The organism is Pseudoduganella violaceinigra DSM 15887 (assembly GCF_000425385.1).
Classification (GTDB): Bacteria; Pseudomonadota; Gammaproteobacteria; order Burkholderiales; family Burkholderiaceae_D; genus Rugamonas; species Rugamonas violaceinigra.
The window spans coordinates 332,144-353,837 of sequence record NZ_KE384356.1; the positions used below are offsets into that span (position 1 = coordinate 332,144).

Consider the following 21,694-nt stretch of genomic DNA (forward strand, 5'->3'; position numbering starts at 1 on the left):
GCCGGGCCACCAGGTATTAGTTTGCGAAGGATTTCTTGAAATCAGCAATGGCGGCGGACAGCGCAGCTTCGCCATCTTTGTCCAGTTGCTTGGTTTCTTCGATCTTGGCCAGCAGAGCGGAGTGCTTGGTCTTCAGGAACGAGTGCAGTTCGCCTTCGAAAGCCAGCACGCGCTTGACAGCGACGTCGTCCAGGAAGCCCTTGTTCACTGCGAACAGGGAAGCGCCCATCAGGGAAATCGACAGCGGCGAGTACTGAGCTTGCTTCAGCAGTTCGGTCACGCGGGCACCGCGGTCCAGCTGCTTACGGGTCGATTCGTCCAGGTCGGAAGCGAACTGCGCGAACGCAGCCAGTTCACGGTACTGTGCCAAGTCGGTACGGATACCGCCGGACAGGTTCTTGATGACCTTGGTCTGGGCTGCGCCACCAACGCGGGACACCGAGATACCTGCGTTAATCGCAGGACGGATACCGGAGTTGAACAGCGAGGTTTCCAGGAAGATCTGGCCGTCGGTAATCGAAATCACGTTGGTTGGAACGAACGCGGAAACGTCGCCAGCCTGGGTTTCGATGATCGGCAGCGCGGTCAGGGAACCGGTCTTGCCCTTGACTTCACCCTTGGTGAAGGCTTCGACGTAGTCGGCGTTCACGCGGGCGGCGCGTTCCAGCAGACGGGAGTGCAGGTAGAACACGTCGCCTGGGTATGCTTCGCGGCCTGGTGGGCGGCGCAGCAGCAGGGAGATCTGACGGTAGGCAACTGCTTGCTTGGACAGGTCATCGTACACGATCAGGGCATCTTCACCGCGGTCGCGGAAGTATTCGCCCATGGTGCAACCGGAGTAAGCCGAGATGTACTGCATTGCGGCCGATTCCGAAGCGGAAGCGGCGACAACAATGGTGTACTCCATCGCGCCGTGCTGTTCCAGGGAACGCACGATGTTCTTGATGGTCGATGCTTTCTGGCCGATCGCAACGTAGATACAGGTCATGCCCTGGCCTTTTTGGTTGATGATCGCATCAACCGCAACGGCGGACTTACCGGTTTGACGGTCGCCAATGATCAGCTCACGCTGGCCACGGCCGATTGGTACCATCGCGTCGATCGACTTCAGGCCGGTCTGCATAGGCTGGCCGACGGACTCACGGGCGATAACGCCTGGAGCGATCTTTTCGATCGGGGAAGTCATCTTGGCGTTGACCGGACCTTTGCCGTCGATCGGCTGGCCCAGGGCGTTCACAACGCGGCCGCGCAGCTCAGGACCGACTGGAACTTCCAGAATACGGCCGGTGCACTTCACGGTGTCGCCTTCGGAGATGTGCTCGTAAGCGCCCAGAATAACGGCGCCAACGGAGTCGCGCTCCAGGTTCATTGCCAGACCAAAGGTGTTGCCTGGGAATTCCAGCATCTCACCTTGCATCACGTCGGACAGGCCGTGGATGCGGCAGATACCGTCTGCTACGGAAATTACGGTGCCTTGATTGCGCACTTCAGCGCCGCCGTCAATGCCTTGGATCCGGCTCTTGATCAGCTCGCTGATTTCGGATGGGTTGAGTTGCATACTAACTCCTAAATGTTTTCTCTCTAGCTGTCGCGAAAGGCGGCCTGATTAGGCGACCAGCGCGGAACGCAGCTGCTGCAGCTTGGCGCTAACCGAAGTGTCCAGCACTTCGTCGCCCACCACGACACGCACGCCGCCGATCAGGGCCGGGTTAGTGGTGACGATTGGCTTGAGCTTGCGGCTGAATTTCTTTTCCAGCGTCTTGATCAGCTCGGCCACTTGGGCTTCGCTCATGTCGAATGCGCTCGTGATTTCGGCGTCTGCCGCACCTTCGGCCGCATTCTTCAGCAGCACGAACTGGGCACCGATTTCCGGCAGCAATGCGATACGACCGTTTTCGATCAGCATCGAGAGGAAGTTGTTCGCTTCCGCGTTGAGCGGCGATTTCAGCAAGGCCTTGATGGCTGCGATGACATCGCTATCCAGAACTTTTGGATTGCGGGCATATGCCAGCACCTCTTCATGCGAACCGATCTGGGCCATTTCGGACACCAGATCGGACCACTGCGCGAGGTTGCCAGCCTGGGCTACGCGGAAGAGGGCTTCCGCGTAAGGACGGGCGACGGTTGCGAGCTCTGCCATAATCAGAGCTCGGTAGCCAGGCGAGACAGCAGGTCAGCGTGAGCCGACGCGTTGACTTCGCGCTTCAGGATTTGTTCCGCGCCCTTCACAGCCAGGTCGGCCACTTGACCACGCAGAGCTTCGCGGGCCTGGGTTACTTGCTGCTCAGCTTCAGCTTTGGCTTGTGCCACGATGCGGGCAGCTTCGGCTTGTGCGTTTGCTTTTACTTCTTCAGCGACCAGTTGAGCACGCTTTTCAGCGTCCGAAACGAGCGACGAAGCATCGTTACGGGCAGAGGTCAGAAGTGCTGCGGCAGCCTTTTCGGCGTCCTTCATAGCATTCTGACCTTGGTCGGCCGCAGCCAGACCATCTGCAATTCGCTTGGCACGCTCATCCAGCGCTGCATTCAGCGCCGGGAATACGAACTTCATCGATACGAAGACGAGCACCGCGAAGGTGAGCATCTGACCGAGAAGCGACATATTGATGTCCATACCTTGCTCCTAAAAATTTTCTCCGAAAGGGAGAAAGATTACTGAGCGTGGGCCAGCAGAGCAGTGACGAATGGGTTGTTGAAGGTGAACAGCAGAGCAACACCAACGCCGATCATGGAGATCGCGTCCAGCAGACCAGCGATAACGAACAGTTTGGTTTGCAGTTGTGGCATCAGTTCAGGCTGACGTGCGGATGCTTCCAGGAACTTGCCGCCCAGGATAGCGAAGCCGAGTGCGGTACCGATGGCGCCCAGGCCAACGATGATTGCTACGGCCAGAACGGTCATGCTTTGTACTTGTGCGATCAGAGCTTGCATTAGATTTCTCCTAATTTAAAAAAAACGAAAATACCAAAAAACTAAAACCAAATACTACGAATAAGTTGCTGATTAGTGCTTTTCAACCGCGAGGGCCAGGTACACAACCGTCAACGCCATAAACACAAACGCTTGCAGAGTCACAACCAGAATGTGGAAGATTGCCCATGGACCGCCCAGCAGCCACTGTGCCCACCATGGCAGCAGCGCGATCAGGATGAAGATCAGTTCGCCGGCGTACATATTGCCGAACAGTCGCAGCGACAGGGAAATTGGCTTGGCAAACAGTTCCAGCATCTGGAAGATGAAGTTCACAGGGGCCAGCAGGATGGTGGCCACGGTGCCGTGTGCGTGGAATGGCGCGGTGAACAGCTCTTTACCCCAGCCGCCAACGCCTTTGGCGGAAATCGAGAAACCGATGATGCAGATCAGCACGCCGAACGACATACCAAAGGTGTGGTTCACGTCGGCGGTAGGAACAACGCGCAGGTAGTTGACGCCGGCGAAGCTCAGCAGCTTAGGCAGCAGGTCGACCGGCAGGAAGTCCATGGCGTTCAGCAGCCAGACCCAGACGAAGATGGTGATGGCCAGTGGAGCGATCACTTTGGACTTGGCGTGGAATGCGGAATTGACGGTATCGTTGACCAGTTCCATGATCCACTCAACGAAGTTCTGCAGCTTGCCTGGCACACCAGAGGTGGCGCGGCGGGAAGCCATGTAGAACAGACCCAGGAATACGAAGCCCAGGATCAGGGAGATCCAGAAGGTATCCAGGTTAATGGTGCCGTTGCTGTTGTGAGTAAGGTGGTGCTGGATATACTCGGTGGCGTTTGCCGGGCCGGCGTGACCGCCCGTAGCGTGTTCAGTAGTCATAGGTCCGAATTTTTAATGATTAAATCTTGAGCAGCGACAGCCAGTAAGCCAGGGTTGCCACTACGAATCCTAGGATCAGCCACAACCAGGCGGCTGACTTAAACAGCACCAGTGCGCAAATAAACAGCACTGCCGTTACAAATACCTTCAGCATTTCGGCGCGGAAATGCGTTCGAAATGCTTTCTTTGCATCATCGGTGCCACGTGCCACCATCAGCGCGTAGACAAAGCTCCCGATGACTGCCATACCGCCGCCCATGGCTGCGGACCAGCCTTTTTCCACCCCGGCGAAAAGCGCCACGGTGGCAGAAAACAGGACGGCGATTGTTAATTGCAGGGCAACGACTCGGAAAACTGGCCAGGCGATACTTCTCGAAGAATCACTCACTTGCCCCATTCCTTTAGACCCAAAGACACGGGATTATAGTTTGTTTACGTCACCAAGGTCAAACGCGGTGCGCGCCTAAAAGCAGCTCTAACAACAAGTTATTCTGCTGAAAAGGTAGGCATCTGGCGATTACTTGCGGGGTAATCGGAACCTGTCAGGGGCCCTCGAGGATCGGTGTCGGACCCCGCGGGTCCGACACCGGCTTACCCGTTTTAGCTGCGCAGACGGGCAATCACGCCATCAAGAATATCGAGATCGGCAAAATCGATAATCATCTGGCCACGGCCCTTGGCGCCCATCTTGAACACCACCGAGGTCGCCAAGGTATCCGACAGCTCTTCTTCCAGCCGCTTGATATCCCCCGACTTCTCCTTGGCACGGGCGAGCGGCTTGGCCTTCGCCTCTTCCATATGGTTGTGCACAAGTTTCTCGGTCTCGCGTACCGACAGTCGTTTCGCTACAACAACATTTGCCAGGGCGATCTGCGAAGCGGCATCAACGGCCAGCAAAGCGCGCGCGTGGCCCATATCGATATCGCCAGCCATCAGCATGGTCTGCACCGGCTCCGCCAGGTTGAGCAATCGTAGCAAATTGGAAACAGCCGAGCGCGAGCGGCCGACAGCCTGCGCCGCCTGCTCATGCGTGAAGGAAAAATCGGTAATCAGGCGATGGATGCCATGCGCCTCTTCCAGCGGGTTCAAGTCTTCGCGCTGGATGTTCTCGATCAGGGCCATCGCGGCCGCGGTCGTGTCGTCCACATCCTTCACCAGGACCGGGACGGTTTCCAGGCCAGCCAGCTGGGCCGCGCGGAAACGGCGCTCGCCCGCAATAATTTCATATTTGACATGACCGGTCGGCTTATCGATGCCCACCGGGCGCACCAGCAGCGGCTGGATGATGCCCTGGGTCTTGATCGACGACGCCAGTTCCGCCAGGCTGCCCTCATCCATCTGGGTGCGTGGCTGGTATTTACCGGCTTGCAAAAATTGCACCGCCATCTCGGAGGGGGTCGGGTGCGAAGTTGGATTGGACGGATCTTCGTCGCCGCCGAGCAGCGCATCCAGACCGCGGCCGAGGCCTTTCATTTTTTTCGTAGCCATTGTGGATAACTCGATTACATTTTCTTGATACGTTTAACCATCTCGGCGCCGAAGGCGATGTACGCCTGCGCCCCCTTCGACGTCGGGTCGAAGGTTACCCCGGGCATGCCATAGGATGGCGCTTCCGCCAGCCGTACATTACGCGGAATGATGGTCTTGAATACTTTGTCGCCGAAGTGCTGCTCCAGCTGAGCCGAAACCTGTTGCGACAGCGTCATGCGCGGATCGAACATCACGCGCAGCAAACCGATGATCTTCAGGTCGGGGTTCAGGTTGGCATGCACCTTCTTGATCGTGTTGACCAGGTCGGACAAACCTTCCAGCGCGTAATACTCGCACTGCATAGGAATGATCACGCCATGCGCCGCGCACAGGCCATTCAGTGTCAGCATCGAAAGCGCAGGAGGGCAATCGATCAACATGAAGTCATAGTCTTTGGCCGCCAGGGCCAAGGCGTCGCGCAGGCGGCGCTCGCGGTTTTCCAGTTGCACCATCTCGACTTCAGCGCCGGCCAGCTCGCGGTTGGCTGGGAGCACATCAAAGCGCCCCGCTTCCGAACGCAGGACAGCACTGGCTACATCGGCGGTACCGAGCAGGACTTCATAAGTGGAAGCTTTGAGGGTCGCCTTGTTGATCCCCGCGCCCATTGTCGCGTTACCTTGTGGATCGAGGTCAACCAGCAACACCCGCTGATTTAGTTTGGCCAGGCCGGCGGCCAGGTTAACTGTCGTGGTAGTCTTACCGACGCCGCCCTTTTGATTTGCTACACAGAAAATTTTGGCCATGTATGGTCTAAATTATTTATAAGGTATAAAACGTTTATACTATTTAAATCGTTTATACGATTAATATTATTTATACTGTTTAGCTGCTTACGTCCTGCCGATGAAAACCAGGTGGCGCTGTGCATCCAGTCCTGGTATTTGCAAAGGCTGTAGCTCGTTCACTTTCCATGGGTCTGGCAGTCGCTCCCGCTCCTCTGCCGGCGCCGTGCCTTTCAGGGCGATGAACTGCCCGCCCTCCGCCAGCAGGTGCCCGGACCAATTCACAAAATCGCTCAGGTCCGCAAAGGCGCGCGAGGTGATGACGTCGTAAGGCGTCTTGACCTGCAGCTCCTGCACCTTCTTCGTGTACACCGTGACGTTGCCCAGTTCCAGCTCGGCTTTCACCTGGTTCAGGAAGGCCGTCTTCTTATGCACGATGTCGATCATGGACACCTTCATGTCCGGCCTGGCGATTGCCAGGACCACGCCCGGCAAACCGCCCCCTGCCCCAACATCCAGCACATTCTGCGCATCCTTGAAGGCTGGCACTGCCGCCAGCGAATCCAGAACATGCAGGGTCATCATTTCCATCGGGTCGCGCACGGCCGTCAGGTTGTACACCTTGTTCCACTTGTTCAGCAAGGCCAGGTAGTCCAGCAGTTTTTCCTGCTGCGCCTCGTCCAGGCCCAGGTCCAGCTTGTCGACACCATTCTTCAGCACATGCGCCAGTGCGGCGCGATCGAACACCGCCATCAAGCCGCCTCGTCTTTCAGCGTCACGAAACCGCCGTAGCCGGCTTTCTTCAGATGCACCAGCAGCAGCGAAATCGCCGCCGGGGTCACGCCCGAAATGCGGGAGGCCTGGCCCAGGGTTTCCGGGCGGTGCTTCTGCAGCTTCTGCCGCACTTCCATCGACAGGGCCGTGATCTCCGCATAGTTGAAGCCTTCCGGCAGCTTCAGGTTTTCGTAATGCTCATGACGTTCCACTTCGCGCAGCTGGCGGTCGATATAACCCGAATACTTCAGGGTGATCTCGATCTGCTCCATCACAGCCTCGTCGGCGACGCCCGGGCCAGCCAACTGCTGCCCCTCGTTGCCCGTCATGGTCATCAGCTTTTCGTAGCCGACGCCGGGACGGCGTAACAGGTCAGCCAGCGAGTATTCGCGCTCGATGGCTTGGCCAATCACGCGCTCGGACTCCGCCGCCGCCAGGATGCGCGGGTTGACCCAGGTCGACTTCAAGCGTTCCAGCTCCTGCGCCACGGCCTCGCGTTTGCGGTCGAACGCTTCCCACTGCGCATCGCCAACGACACCCAGCTTACGCCCGATTTCTGTCAGGCGCATGTCAGCGTTGTCTTCACGCAGGCTCAGGCGATACTCGGCGCGGCTGGTGAACATACGGTACGGTTCCTGCACGCCCTGGGTAACCAGGTCGTCGACCAGCACGCCGAGATATGCTTCGGAGCGGGCCGGGGTCCAGGCTTCCTTGCCCTGGGTTTGCAGCGCAGCGTTGATGCCTGCCAGCATGCCCTGGGCCGCAGCCTCTTCGTAACCCGTGGTGCCATTGATCTGGCCGGCGAAGTACAGGCCGTTGATCGCCTTGGTTTCCAGCGAAGCTTTCAGGCCGCGCGGGTCGAAATAATCGTACTCGATGGCATAACCTGGACGCAGGATGTGGGCATTTTCCAGCCCCTTCATCGAACGCACCAGCTCGATCTGCACGTCGAACGGCAGGCTGGTCGAGATCCCATTCGGGTAAAACTCGTGGGTCGTCAGGCCTTCCGGCTCCAGGAAAATCTGGTGCGACTCCTTGGCCGAGAAGCGATGGATCTTGTCCTCGATCGACGGGCAATAGCGCGGGCCGACGCCTTCGATCACGCCTGTGTACATCGGGCTGCGATCCAGGCCGCCACGAATAATGTCGTGGGTGCGCTGATTGGTGTGGGTCACCCAGCACGGCAACTGCTGCGGATGCATGGATGCATTCCCCATCACCGAGAACACCGGCACCGGATCGAGATCGCCCGGTTGCTCGGTCATCTGCGAAAAGTCGATGCTGCGGCCATCGATACGCGGCGGCGTGCCGGTCTTCAGGCGGCCCTGCGGCAGCTTCAATTCCTTCAGGCGCGCCGACAGGGAAATTGCTGGCGGATCGCCGGCGCGGCCAGCCGAGAAATTCTGCAGGCCGACGTGGATCTTGCCGTCCAGGAAAGTGCCGGCCGTCAGCACCACAGCACGGCCCACGAATTTCAACCCGATCTGGGTGACGGCGCCGACTACGCGGTCACCCTCCACCATCAGGTCATCGACCGCCTGCTGGAACAGCCACAAGTTCGGTTGGTTTTCCAGGCGATGGCGGATGGCAGCCTTGTACAAAATACGGTCAGCCTGCGCGCGCGTGGCGCGGACAGCAGGTCCTTTGGACGAATTCAGGATACGGAACTGGATGCCCGACTCATCGGTAGCAATAGCCATGGCGCCGCCCATGGCGTCGACCTCTTTCACGAGGTGGCCCTTGCCGATGCCGCCAATAGATGGGTTGCACGACATCTGGCCCAGAGTCTCGATGTTGTGGGTCAACAGGAGAGTTTTCTGGCCCATACGGGCCGAAGCGAGGGCCGCCTCGGTACCGGCGTGACCACCGCCGACAACGATAACGTCGAATTCAGTAGGAAATAACATGGTAAAAATGGGGGATTGCTGGGGATCGAACTGAATTATAAAGTTTTTTCGCCCCTGCGAATTTTTTGGGCAGGATTTTTTTGCACGCAATGTTTCACGTGAAACAAAGAAAAAGGGGGCGCGCCCGTTTTTTGAGCCCGCCCCCTATTGTTTCACGTGAAACACTATCACTTCAACCATGCGTCATAGCCTGTTTTGATGATCAACAGCGCTACCACCACCAGGAACAGACGGCGCACAAACTCGCTGCCATGCTTCAATGCCAGCTTGGTGCCAAGCACCGAACCGACCACCTGGCAGACGGCCATCATCAGTCCCAACTGCCAGATGATATGGCCGGTAAATCCGAACAACAAAATCGCCGCGACATTACACGCCACGTTCACCACTTTGGCCGCTGCGGAGGCGCCCAGGAAGTCAAAACCAAAACTCCGCACAAACAGGAAGACCAGGAAGCTCCCGGTTCCCGGACCAAAGAAGCCATCGTAGAAACCAATCCCCGCCCCCACCAACACGGCGAGTACCTTCTCCTTCGTGCCGGTATGCAGCGGAGCATGGACGCTACCAAGATCCTTGCGATAGAAGGTGTAAATCGCCACCGCGAGCAAAACGAAGGGCAGCAGCCCTCGCAGGAAATTGGCCGGAATCCGGGTCAGCGTGTAGGCGCCGAGAAAGGCGAACAGGAAAGCCGTGATCGCAGCCGGAGCAACGGTCGACCACGCGATACGCGTACGGCTCGCATAATTGAGGGCCGCCGCGCTAGTCCCGAAGACACTCGCCACCTTATTGGTCCCGAACAATGTCGCCGGCGGCGTACTGCCCATCGCCGAGAACAAAGCGGGAATCTGGATCAAGCCGCCGCCCCCGACCACCGCATCCACAAAGCCCGCAACGAATGCAGCACCCGCCAACAATCCGTACTCAACCATCACCCTGCCCCAGCCTTATTCGGAAATGTAATATTGTACGGGGGAACTACCGGGGTTGCTGATGGTTGCTGAAGGTTGCCATTGGCCGGTGCCGGCCGTTGGCCAAAATGTTTCACGTGAAACAATCTGCCGAGCTATCAACAGCACAGGCCGCGGCAACCTTGGGGTCAGGCTCTTTGCTTGCCACAGACTCATGCAATACCTTGAGCTGAAACAAGTCCAGTTGGCGTGATGCGGATATTGTGAAGCTATGAATAGACCAACTCGCATCCAATTCCCCAGCGCGACTTACCATGTGACGTCGCGCGGGAATCGGCGTGCGCCCATCTACCTGGACCGCCGGGACTTCCTCATCTGGCTCGATCTGCTGGCGGGAACAGTCGAAAAGCATGCCGTGAAAGTCCACGGCTACTGCCTCATGCCCAATCATTACCACCTGCTGATCGAAACCCCGAACGCCAATCTTTCGAAGGCCATACACATGCTGAACGCTCGGTATTGTCAGCACTTCAACAAGCGGCATCACGTCAGCGGGCACGTTATCCAAGGCCGCTTTCACGCAATCCTGATCAAATCCGACCGGCAGCTGCAAGCAGTGTCCCGATATATGAACCTCAACCCGCTACGGGCGCGGCTGGTACGCAATCCGTCCGAATGGCCATGGAGCAGTTACCCGGCTTACCTCGCCCCCGAGAACGCCCCCAACTGGCTGGAAACCGAACGGGTCCTTTCCGAGTTCGGCGACATCGCCGACTCCACACGATCAAGCAGCTACCAAAGCTTCGTCCTGGCGGGTTTAGGCGCGCCCAACCCATTGCGATTCCACGGCCAGCGGCCAAATGCCAGACGCGAACAAGCGCTGAGCCTGCAAGAGTATGCGGAAGAATATGCGGATCGGACTGAAGCAATGGCCCGCGCACTCCAATCGACCGCCTACACCCGCCAGGAAATTGCCGAGTTCTTTGGCGTCTCCACAAGGACGATCAGTCGCGCCGCCACGATTTTTCCAGCCGCTGACGGCTGAGCCTGTGGCAAGCAAAGAGCCTGACCCCAAGGTTGCCGCGAGCTCAGCCCTTAGTGCGGGCAACGATCTCGCCGACGATGCCGCGGCGGAAGAGCAAGACGCAGGTGACGAAGATCAAACCGGTCACCAGGCTCACAGCTTCACCAAGGCTGGTGAACCATTCGATGCCGGTGGCGTTCGCCATCATCGCGCCAAAGTCCCCAAGCTTGTTTTCCAGGGAGATGATCAGGATCGCGCCGATGACCGGCCCAGCCAGCGTTCCCATGCCGCCGACAAGCGTCATCAGGATCACCATCCCGGACATGGCCCAGTGCACATCCGTCAGCGTCTCGAAACCCAGCACAACCGATTTGGTGGCGCCAGCCAGCGCGGCCAGCGAGCCGGATAGCACGAAGGCCGTCAGCTTGTATTTGTCCACGTCGTAGCCAAGCGAGATCGCGCGCGGTTCATTTTCCTTGATCGCCTTCAGCACCTGCCCGAACGGCGAGTGCACGGTACGCACGATCAACGCAAAGCCGGCGATGAAAATTCCCAGCACAACGTAGTACATTGCCAGGTCGCTTCCCAGGTCCAGCAAGCCAAGCAGCTTGCCGCGCGGGATGCCTTGCAGACCATCTTCTCCTCCCGTGAAATCAGTAAACCGCAGGGCGCCGAAATAGACCATCTGCGCCAGCGCCAACGTAATCATGGAGAAGTAAATCCCTTGGCGGCGAATCGCCAGCCCGCCCATCACCAATCCAATCATTGCTCCGGACAATACCGCGACCAGCAAGCTCAGTTCAAACGGCAATCCCCAGTGCTTCAACGCGTTGCCGGCGACATAGCCCGCAGTACCGAAGAAGGCCGCATGGCCGAACGACAGCAATCCCGTAAAACCGATCAGCAAATTGAACGCGCAGGCAAACAGGGCGAAGCACAAGAGCTTCATCAGCAGCACGGGATAGCCGATGAACGGCGCTACCAGCGCCAACGCGAATGCGATGGAATAGCCCAGCTTCTTGTTCATTTACTTTTCCTTGCCGAACAGGCCGGCGGGACGCAGCAATAGGATGATGACCATCACCAAAAAAACGACGGTGTTGGCGAACTCCGGGTAGAACACCTTGGTCAGCCCCTCGATCACACCGAGCGCAAGGCCGGTGACGATCGAGCCGAGAATGGACCCCATGCCCCCGATCACCACAACGGCGAATACGACGATTATCAAGTTAGACCCCATCAAGGGTGTCACCTGCTGGATCGGGGCCGCCAGAACGCCTGCAAAGCCCGCCAAAGCGACGCCAAAGCCGTAGGTCAGGGTCACCATCAGCGGAACGTTGATACCGAAGGCTTCCACCAGCTTGGGATTCTCGGTTCCGGCACGCAGGTAGGCGCCCAGTTTGGTCTTATCGATCACGAACCAGGTGGCCAGACACACCACCAGGGAAGCCAGCACCACCCAGGCGCGGTAATTCGGCATCACCATGAAGCCCAGGTCCGTCGCCCCTTGCAGGGCTTCCGGCGTTTCAAACGGCTGCCCGGAGACCCCGTAAAACGAACGGAAACCGCCTTCGATCAGCAAGGTGAGGCCGAATGTCAGCAGCAGTCCGTAAAGGTGATCGAGCTTGTACAGCCAGCGCAGCATGGTCTTTTCGATCACCACGCCAAGCACGCCCACGATCAGCGGCGCCAGCACCAGCATGCTCCAATAGCTCATGCCGAAATACGTCATGCCGATCCACGCCAGGAAAGCGCCCATCATGTACAAGGCGCCGTGCGCGAAATTGATCACGTTCAGCAGCCCGAAAATCACGGCGAGGCCGAGCGAGAGCATGGCGTAAAAGGAGCCGTTGACGAGCCCCAGCAAGAGCTGGGACATCATCATCGGCAGCGGGCGGCCAAAGATCTCCATTTAGCTCACTTCCAGAGCGGGCATTTGGTTTCGGCCTTCGACATATAAGCCTGGTCCCCCGGGATCGTCGCGGCGATCTTGTAGTAGTCCCATGGATACTTGGAGTCCGCCTGCTTTTTCACCTCCATCAGGTACATATCGTGCACCATGCGGCCGTCGGGACGGATCACGCCGTGATTGGTGAAGACATCCTTGATGACGGTGGATTTCAGCTTGGCCATCACCTTGTCCGAATCGTCGGTGCCGGCAGCCTTCACTGCCGCGAGGTATTGCGAGGCCGCGGAATAATCGCCCGCCTGGAGCATCGACGGTTCCTTCTTCATCTTCGAGAAATAGCGCTTGGACCAGGCGCGGGTCTGGTCGTTCATGTCCCAGTACCAGCCATCGGTCAGGTACATGCCTGCCGTTGCATTCAATCCCAGCGAATGGATATCGTTGATGAACACCAGCAAGCCGGCCATCTTCATCTTCTTGGCGACGCCGAATTCATTGGCCGCTTTCACCGAGTTGATGAAATCGCCGCCAGCGTTGGCCAGGCCCAGAACCTGTGCGCCCGATGAGGAAGCCTGCATCAGGAAGGACGAAAAATCGGTGCCCGGGAAGGGATGGCGCACGCTGCCGATCACCTTGCCGCCGGATTTGGCCACCACCTCGCTTGTGTCCTTTTCCAGCGAGTGGCCGAACGCATAATCGGCGGTCAGGAAGTACCAGTTCTTCCCGCCCTGCTTGACCATGGTACTGCCCGTGCCACGCGCCAGCGCTACCGTGTCGTAGGCGTAATGCACAGTGTAAGGCGTGCATTCTTCGTTGGTCAGGCGCGAGGATCCGGCGCCGATCACCATGAAGATTTTCTTTTTGTCCGCCGCCACCTTGGCCATCGCCAGATTGGCGCCGGAGTTGGTGCCGCCGATCAGCATGTCAACGCCCTGCTGGTCGAACCATTCGCGCGCCTTGGAGGCAGCGATATCGGCTTTGTTCTGGTGGTCCGCGAAGACGAATTCGATCTTCTTGCCGTTGACGGCGCCGCCCGCATCGGCAATCGCCATCCTGATCGCTTCCGCACCGCCTTGCCCGTCGATGTCTGAGTAGACGCCCGACATGTCGGTGATAAAGCCGATCTTGATGGTGTCGCCGGAAATTTGCGCTTGTGCGCTGCCGAAGGCGCAAAGGGCTGCTGCGAAGGCAATGGCGTTGCGTTTCATATGGTCTCCGTTTTCAGTTTTAGTATTCAAACGCCGAGCAGCTCGGTCAGTACCGGCATGCGGGCATCCAACTCCGATGACGCAAAACTCTCAACAATCTTCCCGTGCTCCATGACGTAAAACCGGTCGGCCAGCGGCGCCGCAAACCGGAAATTCTGCTCGACCATCACGATCGTGTATCCCTTGGCTTTCAGCGTACGGATCATGCGCGCCAGCCCTTGCACAATCACCGGCGCCAGCCCTTCCGAAATTTCATCGAGCAGCAGCAGGCGCGCACCGGTGCGCAGGATGCGCGCGACCGCCAGCATCTGCTGCTCCCCTCCCGACAGGCGCGTGCCCTGGCTGCTTCGGCGCTCCTTCAGGTTAGGGAACATCTCGTAGATTTCTTCAACCGACATTCCCGGCCCCGTCTTCAAAGCAGGCGGCAGCAGGAGGTTCTCCTCCGTGCTCAGCGAGGCGAAAATGCCGCGCTCTTCGGGGCAGTAGCCGACCCCAAGGTGGGCCACCCTGTGCGTGGCCATTCCAACGGCCTCCTGGCCATTGATACGGATCGAACCTTTGCGCGCGCCGGTAAGGCCCATGATGGCGCGCAGCGTAGTCGTGCGGCCGGCGCCATTACGGCCTAAAAGCGTCACCACTTCGCCGTGGTTCACACTCAAATTCACATCATGCAGGATGTGCGACTCTCCATACCAGGCTTGCAGCCGGCTGATCTCCAGCGCCGCCGTCATGCTTCGGTTCCCATATAAGCTTCCATCACCTGAGGGTTTTTCGACACCTCGCCGTACGGTCCCTCGGCCAGCACCGAGCCGCGCTGCAGCACGGAGATGCGGTCGCAGATACCCGAAACGACGTTCATATTGTGTTCAACCATCAGGATGGTGCGGCCGGCCGAGACCTTTTTGATCAACTCCGTCACGCGATGCACGTCTTCGTGGCCCATGCCTTGGGTCGGTTCATCGAGCAGCATCAATTCGGGCTCCATTGCCAGCGTCGTGGCGATCTCCAATGCGCGCTTGCGGCCATAAGGCATGTCGACCGTTTTGGTTTGGGCGAAAGAAGCCAGGTCGACCTCCGCCAGCAATTCCATCGCGCGGCCGTTCAATTTCTCCAGCGAACGCTCGCTGCGCCAGAAATGGAAACTCGTGCCAAGCTTGCGCTGCAGGCCGATACGCACGTTTTCGAGCACGGTCAGATGGGGGAAGACGGCGGAAATCTGGAAGGAGCGGATCACGCCCATGCGCGCAATATGCGCCGGCTTATGCGAAGTGATGTCCTTGCCGTTGAAGAGAATCTGGCCCGATGTGGGCACCAGGAATTTGGTCAGCAGGTTGAAGCAGGTCGTCTTGCCGGCGCCGTTCGGGCCGATCAGGGCGTGGATATGCCCGCGCTGGACCTTCAAGTCCACGTTGGCGACAGCGGTGAATCCCTTGAACTCCTTGGTCAAACTCTTTGTTTCCAAGATGAAGTCGGACATTGCGTCTCCCCGGTTTTGCTAAATCATACACAAAAGTGCTGCCTTTTCCGCAATCATGATGACCGGAGAATTTGTGTTGCCGGAAGTTATAGACGGCATGACCGACGCATCCGCGATGCGCAAGCCGCGTACACCGCGAACCCGCAGTTCGCTGTCAACCACGGCCGAAACGTCGTCCGCACGCCCCATCTTGCAAGTGCCGACCGGATGGAAAATCGTGGTGCCGATCGCCCCTGCCGCCTCGGCCAATTCCTCTTCGGTGCGAAAATGCACACCGGGTTTGCATTCCTGCGGCCGATATTTCGCCAATGCCGGGGCCGCCACAATCTTGCGCGTCAGGTTCAGCGCAGCCGCCGCGATACGCCGGTCTTCGTCCGTGCTCAGATACTTCGGGGCAATTTTCGGCGGCGCGTAAGAGTCGGCGGAAGTGATTCGCACATGACCGCGCGAAGTCGGACGCAGGTTGCAAACACTGGCCGTGAAAGCAGGGAAGTCGTGCAACGGTTCGCCAAACCGCTCCAGCGATAGCGGCTGCACGTGATACTCGAGATTCGGCGTTGCCTGCTCCGGACCTGAACGCGCAAACGCCCCCATTTGCGAAGGCGCCATAGACATCGGCCCGCTCTGGAACAAGGCATATTCAAGCCCGATGCGCGTCTTGCCAAACCAGTTGGAGGCAAGCGTATTCAGGGTGCGGGCGCCTTCCACCTTGAACACCATGCGCAATTGCAGATGGTCCTGCAGGTTGGCGCCGACGCCAGGCAAGTCGTGCAGCGGCGGCACACCAGCCTGCGCCAGAACTTCCGCTGGTCCCATGCCCGACAATTGAAGAATCTGCGGCGACCCTATCGCTCCAGCAGCCAGCAAGGTTTCGCGAGCTTCGGCACTCCAGCGCGTACCGCCGCCAGTGAACATCACGCCTTTGCAGACGCCCTCTTCCAGCACCAGTTTCTCAACGTGGCAGCCGGTCATCAAGGTGAGGTTGGGGCGCTTGGTTGCAGCACGCAGGAAGGCTTTCGACGTATTCCAGCGTATGCCGCGCTTCTGGTTCACCTCGAAATAGGAACAGCCGAAATTATCGCCGCGGTTGAAGTCCTCGATCTTGGGAATTCCAGTCTGTTCGGCCGCATCGCGGAATGCGTCCAGGATATCCCAGCGCAGGCGCTGCTTCTCCACCCGCCATTCGCCGCCGGCACCGTGGAAGTCCGAAGCGCCGCCATGGTGGTCCTCACTTTTCAGAAACAGCGGCAGGACTTCCGACCAGCGCCAGCCCGGATCGCCGCACATCTCGGCCCATTGGTCATAATCGTTCGCCTGGCCGCGCATGTAGATCATGCCGTTGATCGAGGAACTGCCCCCCAAGACCTTCCCGCGCGGATAAATCAGGCTGCGGCCGCCCAATCCCGGTTCGGATTCCGTGCGAAACAGCCAGTCCGTACGCGGATTATTGATGCAATGCAGGTAACCGACGGGAATGTGAATCCAGACGTAATCGTCCTTTCCTCCCGCTTCAATCAACAAAACCTGGTTTTTGGGATTTTGCGTCAGGCGCTTGGCCAGTACGCAGCCAGCCGTCCCTCCACCGACGATGATGTAGTCGAACTGGCCCGCAGATTCCAAGCTTTCTCCTGGCTCGAAGCTGTGGATAACGCTATGAATATCCACAGGTATCGTTTGTGAGTAAACAAGACTTCCCGAAAAACTCCAAAAATTGTCCAAAAACAGTTTGCAGCTCACGCAAGGTTTACGCGCCCGCTTATACAGCCCGTAAACCCCTGATTGTTCTCCGCAAGGTGCACTTATCCACAGAAAGTCGGGGTTGTTAACAATCACTACTACTTTGTATACACACTAATCTAACGTAAACAAAACTCGCCACCTATACTGAACAAGAAAGTTGTTCCATGCAATTCGCTTGGAGGAGCTCTTGTCGACCACCGACGCCTATCGACGTTTTCGCCGACGATTGCTCGTCACGATGACTATGCTCGCCCTGCTCGCCACGGCAGTCGTCGCCTGGCAGCTGCTTTCATCTGCCCGCGATCGTGAACAAGCCATCCGCCAACAGACGCAGCACTACGCACGCGCTATCGAAGCGCAGGTTCTGAGCGCAATCCAGCTGTCCGACATCGCCTTGCTCGGATTTGCCAATGCAATCAAGGTCGCGCCTTACACGCCACAGACCATAGACGCCCTGCTTTCTTCTCGAGGAGCCACTTTTGGAGGTAGTTTTTGGATAACCTTCCTGGATCCAAACGGCTTTGCAATCGCCAGTTCACGCGATATTCCCGTCAAAGGCATCAACTATGTAGACCGCGACTACTTCAAAGCCCATCTTCAACCTGGAAATCAGCTACATGTTGGCGAACCAACCCATGGCCGGATATCAAAATCACGGCTGTTCTTCCTTAGCCGACGAGTCGAAAATGCCAAAGGCGAATTCCTGGGCGTGATCGTGGCTCCGATTGATGCCAGCAGCCTTGCCAAAACCTTCGAAAATTCGCGCCTTAGCGACGACGTCACGGTCACGCTATTCCATACAAACGGCCATATCGTTGCTCGCGCCCCACTGTTCGAACAAACCTTTAACCGCGATATCCATGATTCGAACCTGTTTCGCGCCTTTGCCAACGCGCCAATTGGAACCATCGACACAGTCAGCCCCATCGACAATCTATCGCGCATTGCCAGCTATCGAAAATTACCGAACCTGCCACTCGTAGTCAGCGTTGGCAGTTCCAGCATCGGCCTGGCACTGATCTCGCAAAGGCAATTCCTCATCGCCAGCGCGGCACTGTTCCTGATCTTCCTGCTAATTGCCGCTGTCATCCTCTATGCCTTGCGCTCTTTCGCAGCAGCCGAAGAACGCCAGCGACGCTACCGTGCCCTCTATTCCAGTTCCGTAGAAACCGAGAAAAAGCTGGCGAGCAGTGAGCAACGCCTACGCCTGATCGCTGATAACCTGCCGATCGTGATCGCATATCTGGACCGCGACGAACACTACACATTCAAAAATCGCCGCTTTACAGAAAATTACGGCGACTGCGACAGTCTTCAGCACGCCCTTCCCGCAGCGCTTTACGCCGAGACCAAACCCCACCTCGATCGCGCATTTACAGGACAAACCGTCTACTTCGAACGCCGCATACGCCGTAAAGACCAGGAATGCTGCGATGCCATTACCTACGTCCCTGATCGCGACCAGGATGGCAATGTCATCGGCCTATTCATCATGGCCGAAGACATCAGCGAACGAAAACGTCACGAGGAATCAAGCAAACTGGCTTCGCTGATGTACGAAAATGCCAGCGAAGGCATGATGGTCACCGACGCCGATGGCCGAATCCTGTCCGTGAACGCAGCGTTCTCCCAGATCAGCGGCTACCAGCCGGAAGAAGTCATAGGTCACCTGGCCTACGAATTTACTTCCAGCCACCAAGACATCAAGTTCTACAGCCGTATGCGCCAAACCATTACCCACACCGGCTATTGGGAAGGCGAAATCTGGCACCAGCATAAGAACGGCGACCATTACCTCGTCTCGCTTCGCTTCAACACCGTCTTCAATGACAAAGGCCATGCACTGCGCCACGTCGCTCTGTTCACCGATATCACGAAAAAAAAGGCGAGCGAAGAAGCGATCTGGAAACAGGCCAACTTCGACACGCTGACCGGCCTGCCCAACCGGCGCATGTTCAATGACCGCCTGCGCCACGAAATCAAAAAAGCCGCCCGCGACCAGCTGCCAATGGCCCTGGTGTTCATCGACCTGGACGGTTTCAAGGCGGTCAACGACACCCTTGGCCACGACTTTGGCGACATCCTGCTCAAGCAAGTGGCAGAACGCCTGCTGCAATGTGTGCGCAACGCCGACACAGTCGCCCGGCTGGGCGGCGACGAGTTCACCGTCATTCTCAGCGAATTGAAAGAACCGGGAGACGTGGTCAGGATCGTGCAGGAAATTCTCCACTGCCTGGCACGCCCCTTCCAGCTGAAGCACGAAGTTGCCCATATATCGGGCAGCATCGGCATTTCCCTGTTCCCGGACGACAGCAGCGATGCCGAAGTGCTAATCAAAAATGCGGACCAGGCCATGTACCTCGCCAAGCGGCAAGGCCGCAACCGCTTCAATTACTTCGCGCCCTTCATGCAGGAAGCCAGCCAAATGCGCATAGAGCTCGCCAACGAGCTGCGTAGCGCCTTGAAAAACAAAGAGTTACGACTACTGTTCCAGCCAATCCGCAACCTGGTCAATGGCAGGGTCGACATGGCTGAAGCGCTGATTCGCTGGGAGCACCCGCAAAGGGGCTTGTTAAAGCCGGCCGAATTCATCGGCGTCGCAGAAAACACGGGCATCATCCCCGCCATCGGCGAATGGGTATTCCAGGAAGCTGCGGCCCTCGCAGCCAGTTTTGGCGACGGCTTCAAAGTCTGCGTCAACAAATCGGCGTGGCAATTCCGTCACGAGGCAGTAGGCGTCGAGCATTGGCTGGAACTGTTACGCGAACAAGCACTCTCGCCACGCTCCATGGTGATCGAAGTTACGGAAGGCCTGCTGCTGGAAGCAAACCGGGAAGTCGTACAGCGAATTCAGTCGCTCAGGGACGCCGGACTACAGATATCGCTGGACGATTTCGGCCACGGATATTCCTCGCTCAACTTCCTCAAGCGCTTCAAGATCGATTTCCTCAAGCTCGACACCAGCTTCAGCGATAACCAGCTTCTTTGCGAGGCAATTGTCGCCATGGCGCACAAGCTGGACATCAGAGTCATTGCGGAAAAGATAGAAACCGACGACCAACTGGGAATTTTGATGGCTGCGGGGTGTGATTTTGGCCAGGGTTACCTGTTCGGAGAGCCCATTTCAGCTGAAAAACTGCATCATCTGTTGATAAGTCAATGAATATCCACAGGATCGAATGTGCGTAAACACCGTTTTTGAGTTCACGCACAAAATTTGTTCAGAACTCGTCCGTTTCAGACGCAGTTCTTGTCCAGCCAGTTCTACAATTCGTAAACTTCTGATTCTGTGGATGTTAACAGCTTTATCCACAGATAAGGTCGCGTTTACTATCTACTACTATCCTTTCGTATACAACTTTAAATAAATAGAGGACAACTCACGCATGCGTCTCGGGATCATCTCAGCCTTGGCAGAAGAACAGCAAGGTCTACTGGAAGCCATGGAGAGCCCCTACAAGCTCATCCACGGTAAGCGTGAGTACACAGCCGGAAAACTCTGGAAAATCGATTCTGTGGCTGTTTTATCGCGAATTGGCAAGGTTGCTGCTGCAGTGACCGCTGCAACACTTGTGGAGAAGTTCAACGTTACCCACATAATTTTTACCGGCGTCGCCGGTTCTGCAGACTTTGGGGTAAAAGTTGGAGACGTTGTCGTCGCGGATTCCCTGGCCCAACACGACTTTGATGCCAGTCCGCTGTTCCCGCGCTTTGAAATTCCACTGACAGGGCTCTCGCGCATGCCTACTGACCGCGAATTGAGCCTGAAGCTCAGCCTCGCCACACGCGAATTTCTGGAAAACGAGTCAAATCAGCCACAAATGCATCGCGGATTGATTGGAAGTGGCGATCAATTCATCAAGGATCGCGCGCATCTGGGAGCTTTGAAGGACGCACTGCCTGATTTACTGGCAGTGGAAATGGAAGGAGCAGCGGTAGCCCAGGTCTGTCACGAACTGGGAGTACCGTTCGCAATCATGAGGACGATTTCGGACAACGCCAATGAAGAAGCGGCGACGGATTTCATGCACTTTGTGCAAACCGTCGCCTCTCGCTACGCCTTTGGCGTCATTCAGAATTTCTGCAAATCGCTTACTTGATCGGCAGTTTGGTGGTGTTTTTGACTTCTTCCATCACCGCATAGGTATGGGTCTCGCGAACACCTTTCTGCAGCAAAGTCTTGCCAAGGAACTCGCGATAAGCCGCCATATCCTTCACGCGGGCCTTGACCAGGTAGTCAAATCCGCCCGCAACCATATGGCATTCGAGGACTTCGGGGATCAGCTGGACGCTATGTTTGAAGGCATCAAACACCTCCGGCGTCGTACGGTCCAGAACAACTTCGATAAACACCAGCAGAGAGACATCGAGTAGCTGCGGATTCAGCTGCGCTGTATAACCCATGATGTAGCCCGCTTCGTGCAATTTGCGCACGCGTTCCAGGCAAGCGGCTGGCGAAAGATTCACTCGCGCAGCCAGTTCAACGTTACTAATCCGGCCATCATTCTGCAACTCGGCCAGAATCTTTTTACTGATCTTGTCCAGCATTACATCTCCACGATTAATTTTATTCGGTCAAATTCTCGCACCAAAAACTATCTATTGCTAGTACAAAGTATTACCAGAATTAATCCGCACGATTCCGGCATACAATCGAATCATTAGTTGCACCGCACAACACGCCCGCGCAAACAG

21 protein-coding genes are annotated in these 21,694 nt (G+C 57.3%); 3 read left to right on the forward strand and 18 right to left on the reverse strand.

The genetic code is table 11. From position 1 onward, the window contains the following. Window positions 1-16: 16 nt before the first annotated feature. From atpA to H597_RS0118205, 11 genes are all read right to left on the reverse strand, one after another. The gene (gene atpA, locus H597_RS0118155; protein WP_028103375.1) at window positions 17-1,558 is read right to left on the reverse strand and encodes a F0F1 ATP synthase subunit alpha; all 1,542 of its coding nucleotides are present in this window, start codon (window positions 1,556-1,558) and stop codon (window positions 17-19) included. Window positions 1,559-1,606: 48 nt separating this feature from the next. Beyond that, complete coding sequence (locus tag H597_RS0118160) at window positions 1,607-2,140, reverse strand: F0F1 ATP synthase subunit delta (RefSeq protein WP_028103376.1); 534 nt, start codon at window positions 2,138-2,140, stop codon at window positions 1,607-1,609. 2 nt (window positions 2,141-2,142) lie between these two features. Continuing rightward, entirely contained in the window at window positions 2,143-2,613 is a 471-nt protein-coding gene (locus tag H597_RS0118165) for a F0F1 ATP synthase subunit B (RefSeq protein WP_028103377.1), read from the reverse strand. Between the two features lie 38 nt (window positions 2,614-2,651). Then, entirely contained in the window at window positions 2,652-2,930 is a 279-nt protein-coding gene (gene atpE / locus H597_RS0118170; RefSeq protein ID WP_028103378.1) for a F0F1 ATP synthase subunit C, read from the reverse strand. 72 nt (window positions 2,931-3,002) lie between these two features. Then, the gene (atpB, locus tag H597_RS0118175) at window positions 3,003-3,803 is read right to left on the reverse strand and encodes a F0F1 ATP synthase subunit A (RefSeq protein WP_051293899.1); all 801 of its coding nucleotides are present in this window, start codon (window positions 3,801-3,803) and stop codon (window positions 3,003-3,005) included. A 19-nt stretch (window positions 3,804-3,822) separates the two neighbouring features. Then, entirely contained in the window at window positions 3,823-4,191 is a 369-nt protein-coding gene (locus H597_RS0118180; RefSeq protein WP_028103380.1) for an ATP synthase subunit I, read from the reverse strand. A gap of 212 nt (window positions 4,192-4,403) precedes the next feature. Next, complete coding sequence (locus tag H597_RS0118185; protein ID WP_028103381.1) at window positions 4,404-5,291, reverse strand: ParB/RepB/Spo0J family partition protein; 888 nt, start codon at window positions 5,289-5,291, stop codon at window positions 4,404-4,406. A gap of 14 nt (window positions 5,292-5,305) precedes the next feature. After that, a complete protein-coding gene (locus H597_RS0118190) occupies window positions 5,306-6,076 on the reverse strand; it encodes a ParA family protein (RefSeq protein WP_028103382.1) in 771 nt (256 codons plus the stop codon). Window positions 6,077-6,163: 87 nt separating this feature from the next. Next, on the reverse strand, window positions 6,164-6,808 hold the full coding sequence (gene rsmG / locus H597_RS0118195) for a 16S rRNA (guanine(527)-N(7))-methyltransferase RsmG (RefSeq protein WP_028103383.1): 645 nt from the start codon (window positions 6,806-6,808) through the stop codon (window positions 6,164-6,166). Then, window positions 6,808-8,736 (reverse strand): tRNA uridine-5-carboxymethylaminomethyl(34) synthesis enzyme MnmG, encoded by a 1,929-nt coding sequence (mnmG, locus tag H597_RS0118200; protein WP_028103384.1) that lies wholly within the window; start codon window positions 8,734-8,736, stop codon window positions 6,808-6,810. Before mnmG ends, rsmG begins: the two co-directional genes overlap by 1 nt. A 167-nt stretch (window positions 8,737-8,903) precedes the next feature. Further along, window positions 8,904-9,665 carry a TSUP family transporter gene (locus H597_RS0118205; protein ID WP_028103385.1) on the reverse strand — a complete coding sequence of 254 codons (762 nt, stop codon included), beginning with the start codon at window positions 9,663-9,665 and terminating at the stop codon, window positions 8,904-8,906. A gap of 250 nt (window positions 9,666-9,915) precedes the next feature. Between H597_RS0118205 and H597_RS0118210 the strand changes: the two genes are divergently transcribed. Next, a complete protein-coding gene (locus H597_RS0118210; protein WP_028103386.1) occupies window positions 9,916-10,689 on the forward strand; it encodes an REP-associated tyrosine transposase in 774 nt (257 codons plus the stop codon). Window positions 10,690-10,732: 43 nt separating this feature from the next. Here H597_RS0118210 and H597_RS0118215 read toward each other — a convergent pair whose 3' ends face one another. The 6 genes from H597_RS0118215 to H597_RS0118240 are packed head-to-tail and all read right to left on the reverse strand — an operon-like array spanning window position 10,733 to window position 16,879. Further along, a complete protein-coding gene (locus H597_RS0118215; RefSeq protein WP_028103387.1) occupies window positions 10,733-11,695 on the reverse strand; it encodes a branched-chain amino acid ABC transporter permease in 963 nt (320 codons plus the stop codon). Continuing rightward, on the reverse strand, window positions 11,696-12,580 hold the full coding sequence (locus H597_RS0118220) for a branched-chain amino acid ABC transporter permease (RefSeq protein WP_028103388.1): 885 nt from the start codon (window positions 12,578-12,580) through the stop codon (window positions 11,696-11,698). Between the two features lie 5 nt (window positions 12,581-12,585). Next, window positions 12,586-13,782, reverse strand: coding sequence for an ABC transporter substrate-binding protein (locus H597_RS0118225; RefSeq protein ID WP_028103389.1), 1,197 nt, complete (start codon window positions 13,780-13,782; stop codon window positions 12,586-12,588). A 26-nt stretch (window positions 13,783-13,808) separates the two neighbouring features. Continuing rightward, window positions 13,809-14,513, reverse strand: coding sequence for an ABC transporter ATP-binding protein (locus tag H597_RS0118230; RefSeq protein WP_028103390.1), 705 nt, complete (start codon window positions 14,511-14,513; stop codon window positions 13,809-13,811). Next, window positions 14,510-15,259, reverse strand: coding sequence for an ABC transporter ATP-binding protein (locus H597_RS0118235; protein WP_028103391.1), 750 nt, complete (start codon window positions 15,257-15,259; stop codon window positions 14,510-14,512). The genes H597_RS0118230 and H597_RS0118235 overlap by 4 nt, the downstream gene beginning before the upstream one ends. Window positions 15,260-15,277: 18 nt before the next feature. Further along, window positions 15,278-16,879, reverse strand: a complete 1,602-nt coding sequence (locus tag H597_RS0118240; protein ID WP_028103392.1) for a GMC family oxidoreductase — start codon at window positions 16,877-16,879, stop codon at window positions 15,278-15,280. A 307-nt stretch (window positions 16,880-17,186) separates the two neighbouring features. On the opposite strand from H597_RS0118240, the gene H597_RS31510 reads away from it, so the two are divergent. Then, complete coding sequence (locus tag H597_RS31510; protein WP_154668158.1) at window positions 17,187-20,162, forward strand: bifunctional diguanylate cyclase/phosphodiesterase; 2,976 nt, start codon at window positions 17,187-17,189, stop codon at window positions 20,160-20,162. A gap of 223 nt (window positions 20,163-20,385) precedes the next feature. Then, window positions 20,386-21,099 carry a 5'-methylthioadenosine/adenosylhomocysteine nucleosidase gene (locus H597_RS0118250; RefSeq protein ID WP_028103393.1) on the forward strand — a complete coding sequence of 238 codons (714 nt, stop codon included), beginning with the start codon at window positions 20,386-20,388 and terminating at the stop codon, window positions 21,097-21,099. Here the strand turns inward: H597_RS0118250 and H597_RS0118255 are convergent. After that, complete coding sequence (locus H597_RS0118255; protein WP_028103394.1) at window positions 21,092-21,547, reverse strand: Lrp/AsnC ligand binding domain-containing protein; 456 nt, start codon at window positions 21,545-21,547, stop codon at window positions 21,092-21,094. The genes H597_RS0118250 and H597_RS0118255 overlap by 8 nt on opposite strands. Window positions 21,548-21,694 lie beyond the last annotated feature (147 nt).